At 73.7% G+C, this 6,283-nt stretch carries 5 protein-coding genes and 2 pseudogenes; 5 read left to right on the plus strand and 2 right to left on the minus strand.

Going from position 1 to position 6,283, the window contains the following annotated elements; translation table 11 throughout:
- The first annotated feature begins 12 nt into the window (after positions 1 to 12).
- The 5 genes from AB0P24_RS36005 (at position 13) to AB0P24_RS36025 (ending at position 5,595) form a co-directional block, all read left to right on the plus strand.
- Entirely contained in the window at positions 13 to 2,655 is a 2,643-nt protein-coding gene (locus AB0P24_RS36005) for a SpoIIE family protein phosphatase (RefSeq protein ID WP_365801524.1), read from the plus strand.
- 44 nt (positions 2,656 to 2,699) lie between these two features.
- Positions 2,700 to 3,056 carry a PRC-barrel domain-containing protein gene (locus tag AB0P24_RS36010; RefSeq protein WP_365801526.1) on the plus strand — a complete coding sequence of 119 codons (357 nt, stop codon included), beginning with the start codon at positions 2,700 to 2,702 and terminating at the stop codon, positions 3,054 to 3,056.
- 26 nt (positions 3,057 to 3,082) lie between these two features.
- On the plus strand, positions 3,083 to 3,256 hold the full coding sequence (locus AB0P24_RS36015) for a hypothetical protein (protein WP_365801528.1): 174 nt from the start codon (positions 3,083 to 3,085) through the stop codon (positions 3,254 to 3,256).
- A 114-nt stretch (positions 3,257 to 3,370) separates the two neighbouring features.
- Positions 3,371 to 3,838, plus strand: a complete 468-nt coding sequence (locus tag AB0P24_RS36020; RefSeq protein WP_365801530.1) for a MarR family transcriptional regulator — start codon at positions 3,371 to 3,373, stop codon at positions 3,836 to 3,838.
- 116 nt (positions 3,839 to 3,954) lie between these two features.
- Positions 3,955 to 5,595, plus strand: a complete 1,641-nt coding sequence (locus tag AB0P24_RS36025; RefSeq protein WP_365801542.1) for an MFS transporter — start codon at positions 3,955 to 3,957, stop codon at positions 5,593 to 5,595.
- Here the strand turns inward: AB0P24_RS36025 and AB0P24_RS36030 are convergent.
- A pseudogene (locus AB0P24_RS36030) lies at positions 5,573 to 5,719 on the minus strand (xanthine dehydrogenase family protein molybdopterin-binding subunit); the annotation flags it as partial. The gene AB0P24_RS36025 and the pseudogene AB0P24_RS36030 overlap by 23 nt on opposite strands.
- A pseudogene (locus tag AB0P24_RS36035) lies at positions 5,717 to 6,245 on the minus strand (2Fe-2S iron-sulfur cluster-binding protein); the annotation flags it as partial. The pseudogenes AB0P24_RS36030 and AB0P24_RS36035, both read right to left, overlap by 3 nt.
- Positions 6,246 to 6,283: the final 38 nt, after the last annotated feature.

Consider the following 6,283-nt stretch of genomic DNA (forward strand, 5'->3'; position numbering starts at 1 on the left):
AACAGACTGACCGTGAGTGATCTCCGTCAACCGCCCGAACCGGCGGGCACACGACTCCCGGCGGGCGGCCGCCGCCCGCCGCCGGAGACCGGCCCGGCCGACGCCGCCGGGGGCGGGGCCCCCGCCGCCGACACCGCTGGAGGCGGACCCAGCTCCGCCGAGGGCACCGCCGACGGGGCCGCCGCGGATGCCGCTTCCGGCGCGGGCTCCAGCGATGCGGCTGCCCTCTCGCCGCTGCCTGCCGCCGACGCAGCCACCACCGACCCGGCCGTCGCCGACGAGGGCGGCGGGACGGCCGGGTCCGAAAAGCCGTCCCCCCTCGGCAGGCTCACCGCGACCGTGGAGCGGCTGCGCCGGGAGGTGCGGGCGGCGCAGGCGGAGGCCGACGGACGTGCCCTGATCGAACTGGCGAAGGGCATCCTGGTCGAACGGCTGCGCTGCGGTCCGGCGCAGGCCGCCCGGCAGCTGGCCGAGCTGGCCGGACAGGCGGGCGTGACACCGCTCGAATTCGCGGTCGACGTCATCAACCAGGCGGCCCGCGACCGGCTCTCGGAGGTGACCGCGGATTTCCTCGCGGCGACCGCGGCCGGCCCCGGCGCCGGGGAACCGGCGGACGTCCGCACCTCGGCCGTACGGCTGCGGGAGGCCGAGAGCGGCGTGCTGGCCGCCCACGACACCCAGGCCGTCGCCGACTCGCTGCTGGAACACGCCCTGACGCCGCTGGGCGCGCGGGCGGTGGCCATCTGGGCGCTGGGCTCCGACGGTTCGCTCGCCCTGGCCGGCACCGCGGGATTCTCCGCCGCCGAGGCCGGGCGCTGGCGGCATGTGCCACCGGGCGTGACCACCGTGGCCCGCCGGGGGCTGGCGGAGCGCGCGCACCACTGGATCCGCAGCCTGGCCGAGACGGGCATGCCGTCCATCGGCCAGCACGATCACCCGGAGGGCGGCCGGGTCGCCGTACCGGCCGGGACCGGCGGACGGATCCACGGTGTCCTGGAGATCGCCTGGCCCACCCCGCTGGAGCCCCCTCCCCCGCCCGTCGTCCGCCAGATCGAGGCGCTGGCCGAGCTGTGCGCGCACACCCTGGAGACCTACGACCCGCAGGCCGCGGACGCTGCCGAGGGCCCGCGCCTGCTGCCCGACGTCACGGAACTGATGGACCTGGCCGACGGACTCCACGACCCCGCCCTGGTGCTCGTGCCGGTGCTGGACGCCGACGGCGAACTCGCCGACTTCCGCATCCATCACGTGAACGGCCGCTTCCTGGACCCGGCCGGCCGCCCCCGGGGCGTCGTCAACGGGGCCCTGCTGCTGGAGACGTACCCGATGACCGCCGGTCACAGCGAGCTCTTCGAGCGGACAGAGCGGGTGTACGCCACCGGCGAGCCCTACCGTGCCCGCCGCATGCGGCTGACCGCCCTGGTCGGCGACGTCCCGCTGGCGGCGGTCGCCGACATCAACATCAGCCGGCACGGGAGCTGCGTCCTGCTCGTCTGGCGCATCGAGGACGAGACGGCCCGCCTGGCCGGCCTGCTCCAGCACGCCCAGCGCCTGGGCCGCATCGGCGGCTTCGAGGAGAACCTGCTCACCGGTCAGATCACCTGGAACGGGCAGCTGTACCAGCTCTACGGCAGACCCGCCTCCGCCACCCCGGTGGCGCTGGAGGAGCTGCCCGCGCATGCCCATCCGGACGACGCCGTGGCCATCGGACGGTTCCTGCGCACCCTGCTGCACCATCGCCGGGCCGCGTCCACGGCGTTCCGTCTCCAGCGGCCCGACGGGGTCACCCGGCACATCCGGGTGGTGGCCGAGCCGGTCCTCGACTCCGACGGCCAGCTGTACGTCGTACGCGGCGCCTACCAGGACATCTCCGCCCATCACTGGACCGAGGTCGCCCTCGCCGCCACCCGCGACCAGCTCGCCCACACCGAGCAGCAGGCCAGCGAGCGCAACCGTCTCGCCCTGCAACTCCAGCACGCCATCATGCCGCCCACCCACACCCCGCTGGCGGTGCCGGGGCTGGACCTCGCCGTGCGCTACCGGCCCGCGGAGACCCAGCATCTGATCGGCGGCGACTGGTACGACGCGGTCCTGCTGCCCTCCCGGCTGGTGCTGCTGTGCGTGGGGGATGTCGCCGGGCACGGCATCGACGCGGCCACCAGCATGGTCGTCCTGCGCAACGCGCTGCGCGGGCTCGCCGTGACCGGCGCCGGCCCGGGACAGTTGCTGTCCTGGCTCAACATGGTGACGCACCGCCTGGCCGGCTCCGTCACCGCCACCGCGGTGTGCGGACTCTACGACCCCGACCGCCGCACCCTGCGCTGGGCCCGGGCCGGCCATCTGCCGCCCGTCCTGGTGCGCGGCGCGGCGGCGGAGCCGCTGCCCCTGGTGCAGGGCCTGCTGCTGGGCGCCCTGCCGGAGGCCTCGTACCAGGAGCACGAGGTGCAACTCGCGGTCGGCGACACCCTGCTGATGTACACGGACGGCCTGATCGAACGCCGTGACCGGTCCGTGGAGGAGTCTCTCGCTCAGTTGCTGAAGGCCGCGCGCACGGTGCCGCCGGCCCTGGACCAGCAGGTGGACCGCCTGCTGGTGCACAGCCGGTCCGACACCGACGACGACACCTGCATCGTGGGCATCCGCGTGACCCCATGACTGCCGGCGCCCGCACCGGGTACCCGCACGAAGGGAGGTACCCGATGTTCGAAGCAACCGACATCCGAGAGTGGCGCGGTCACGACGTCGTCGACACCGGCGGGCACCGGATCGGCGTCCTGGAGTCGGTCTACGTGGACACCACGACCGACAACCCCCGCTTCGCCACCGTGACGATCGGGCTGCCCACCCGCCGCCGTCTGGTGTTCGTCCCGCTCGCCGAGGCGACCGTCGGCCCGGCCTATCTGAAGGTCGCCTACCGCAAGGACGTGGTCAAGAAGGCTCCGTCGATCGAGACCGACGGTGAGCTGCCCGCCGCCCGGGAGCCCGCGGTCTTCGCGCACTACGAACTCGACTACGTCCCGGGCGCGGGCGGCGAGCGCCGCCTGGCCCGCCGCTGACCCACCGAGTCCGTCCGGGAGAGCCGATGAGTCTGTTCCTGCTCCTGATCCTCGTGGCCCTCGTGCTGGGCATCGTCGGATTCGCCGTCCACGGGCTGTTCTACCTGCTGGTCATCGGCGCCGTCGTACTCCTCGCCGACCTCTTCCTCGCCGGGGTCCGCCTGCGGCGCGGCGGCCGGCATCACCACATCGCCCGCTGACCGCCGGCCGCGGGCTCCGCGGGCCTGTCACCGCCGACGCCGCCGACGCCGTCCTGCGGTGTTTACTAACGAATGGTTGAGCAGTCCAGACTGATAAACCTACTGTTAGTAGGTGTGAAGGCAGACCTCGCCGCCGAGGGCGGCGCTACACGTGACCTGAGCGACGCCACCCGGCTCGCCTCCGATCTGCGGCTCGCGGTGGGCCGGGTGACCCGGCGGCTGCGGCAGGCGCACGCCGTGGGAGATGTGTCGCTGTCGGGCGTGTCCGTGCTCGCGCGGCTCGCGGCCGAGGGCCCGGACTCCCCGACCTCCCTCGCCGAGACGGAGCGGGTACGGCCGCAGGCCATGGCCAGCACCCTCACCCGGCTCGAACAGCGCGGACTGGTCAGCCGTACCCCCGACGCCACCGACGGGCGGCGGAGCATCGTGGCCGTCACCGAGCAGGGGCGGGCCGTGCTCGCCGAGCGGCGCTCCGAGTCGGTCCAGCGGCTCGCGGCCGTCCTCGACACCTTCTCCGACCAGGAGCGCGCGACGCTCGGGGCGGCCCTGCCGCTCCTCGGCCGGCTGGCGGAGCGGCTGTGAGCGGCCGCGGGTGGTCCGCCGCCCTGCGCCCGGCCCGCCGCACACAGACCCCGGCCGGGCCCGGTTACAAGTGGGTGGCGCTGTCGAACACCACCCTCGGCGTGCTGATCGCCACGATGGACGCGTCGATCGTGATCATCTCGCTGCCGGCGATCTTCCGCGGCATCGGGCTCGATCCGCTCGCGCCGGGCAACATCGGCTATCTGCTCTGGATGATCCTGGGCTATCTGCTGGTGTCCGCCGTGCTGGTCGTCGTGCTCGGACGGCTCGGCGACATGTTCGGGCGGGTGAAGATCTACAACCTGGGCTTCCTGATCTTCGCCTGCGCCTCGGTCGCGCTGTCGCTCGATCCGTTCCGGGCCGGGGCCGGCGCCCTGTGGCTGATCCTGTGGCGGATCGTGCAGGCCTTCGGCGGGTCCATGCTCACCGCCAACTCGGCCGCCATCCTCACCGACGCCTTCCCGGCCCGGCAGCGCGGCATGGCCCTCGGCATCAACCAGATCACCGCGCTGGCAGGGCAGTTCCTCGGTCTGCTGGCCGGCGGGCTGCTCGCCGCCGTCGACTGGCGGGCGGTGTTCTGGGTGAGCGTCCCGGTCAGCATCACCGGCACGATCTGGTCCTACCTGAGCCTGCGCGAGACCTCGGCGGGCCGGCCCGGCCGGATCGACTGGCTCGGCAACCTCACCTTCGCGGCCGGCGCCGGCATCCTGCTGGCCGGGATCACCTACGGCATCCAGCCCTACGGCGGCAGCGCCACCGGCTGGGGCAACCCGTGGGTGCTCACCGGCCTGACCGGCGGTGCCGCCCTGCTGCTGGCCTTCTGCGTCATCGAGACGCGGGTCGCCGAACCCATGTTCAACCTCGCCCTCTTCAGGAACAGGGCGTTCGCCGCGGGCAACGCGGCCGCCCTGCTGACCGCGATCGCGCGCGGCGGGCTGCAGTTCATGCTCATCATCTGGCTACAGGGCATCTGGCTGCCGCTGCACGGCTACGCCTTCGAGGACACCCCGCTGTGGGCCGGCGTCTTCATGCTCCCGCTGACGCTGGGCTTCCTGATCGCGGGGCCGGTGTCCGGCTACCTCTCGGACCGGTTCGGCGCCCGGTTCTTCTCCACCGCGGGACTGGTCGTCGTCACCGGGTCGTTCCTGGGGCTGCTCGCGCTGCCCGTCGACTTCGGCTACGGGCTGTTCGCGGCGCTGCTGCTGCTCAACGGCCTCGGCCAGGGCATGTTCTCCGCCCCGAACACGTCCTCGATCATGGGCAGCGTGCCGGCCGAGTACCGGGGCGTCGCCTCGGGCATGCGCTCCACCTTCCAGAACTCCGGTACGGCGCTGTCCATCGGCGTCTTCTTCTCGCTGATGGTGTCCGGGCTCGCCTCCTCGCTCCCGGCGACGCTGAGGAGCGGCCTCATGGCGCACGGCGTGCCGGCCGCCTCCGCCGCGCACGCCGCGTCGCTGCCGCCGGTGAGCACGCTCTTCGCGACGTTCCTCGGCAACAACCCCATCGAGCACCTGCTCGCCTCCGAGGGCGTCCTGGACCAGGTCACCCAGGCCCAGCGGTCCGCCCTGACCGGCCACACCTTCTTCCCGCAGCTGGTCTCGGGGCCCTTCCACCACGGCCTGGCCGTCGTCTTCGGCGTGGCCGCCGGCATGGCCCTGGTCTCCGCGGTGGCCTCCGCCCTGCGCGGCGGCCACCGTCCCCCGGACGAAGGGCGCCAGGCGCCCGCCGCGAAGGTCACCGCGCGTTCAGAGCGGTGAGGACCCGGTCCGGGGTCAGCGGCAGGGTCCGCAGGCGGACGCCCGTGGCGTGGTGGACGGCGTTGCCGATGGCGGCGGGGGTGCCCACCACGCCGATCTCGCCGATGCCCTTGCTGCCCACGGGGTAGGCACCGCACCGGCACAGGGCCGCTCAGCCGCTCGCGGATCTCGGTCCGGTCCAGCGGGACGGGCCGGCCGGCGGGTGTGGCGGGGTCGGTGACCTGGGAGGGATGTCCGGCGGCGGCCTCGGCGAGCGCGCCGACGGCGGAGCAGATCTGGCCGGGGGTGCGGTAGCCGCACTGGACGGCGTCCCGGTCGAGGAAGGCCCGTTGCAGCGGGTGGGGGTCCTCGCCGTCGGCGGACAGGCCCTCGATCGTGGTGATCTCGCTGCCGTCGAGGGCGACGGCGAGCAGCAGACAGCTGTTCACCCGGCGGCCGTCGGCCAGCACGGTGCAGGCACCGCACTGGCCGTGGTCGCAGCCCTTCTTGGCGCCGGTCAGGTCGAGGTCCTCGCGGAGCACGTCGAGGAGGACCCGCCGGTGGTCGAGGAGCAGGGTGTGAGGTTTGCCGTTGACCCGGAGGGTGGTTTCGGACCCAAAGGCCACGATCTCCTCGGTCTGCCGGGCGATACCGCGCAGGCGCGCGCTCATGGCGCCACCCCCGTGGACGCCATGACCGCGGCCCGCGC

It is taken from the genome of Streptomyces sp. NPDC086519 (assembly GCF_040686075.1).
In the GTDB taxonomy this organism is placed as follows: domain Bacteria; phylum Actinomycetota; class Actinomycetes; order Streptomycetales; family Streptomycetaceae; genus Streptomyces; species Streptomyces shenzhenensis.

Bases quoted from the DNA above. Each gene is read 5' to 3' on its own strand.
- AB0P24_RS36010 (WP_365801526.1), top strand. From the start codon at position 2,700: ATGTTCGAAGCAACCGACATCCGAGAGTGGCGCGGTCACGACGTCGTC.
- AB0P24_RS36015 (WP_365801528.1), top strand. From the start codon at position 3,083: ATGAGTCTGTTCCTGCTCCTGATCCTCGTGGCCCTCGTGCTGGGCATC.
- AB0P24_RS36025 (WP_365801542.1), top strand. From the start codon at position 3,955: ATGGACGCGTCGATCGTGATCATCTCGCTGCCGGCGATCTTCCGCGGC.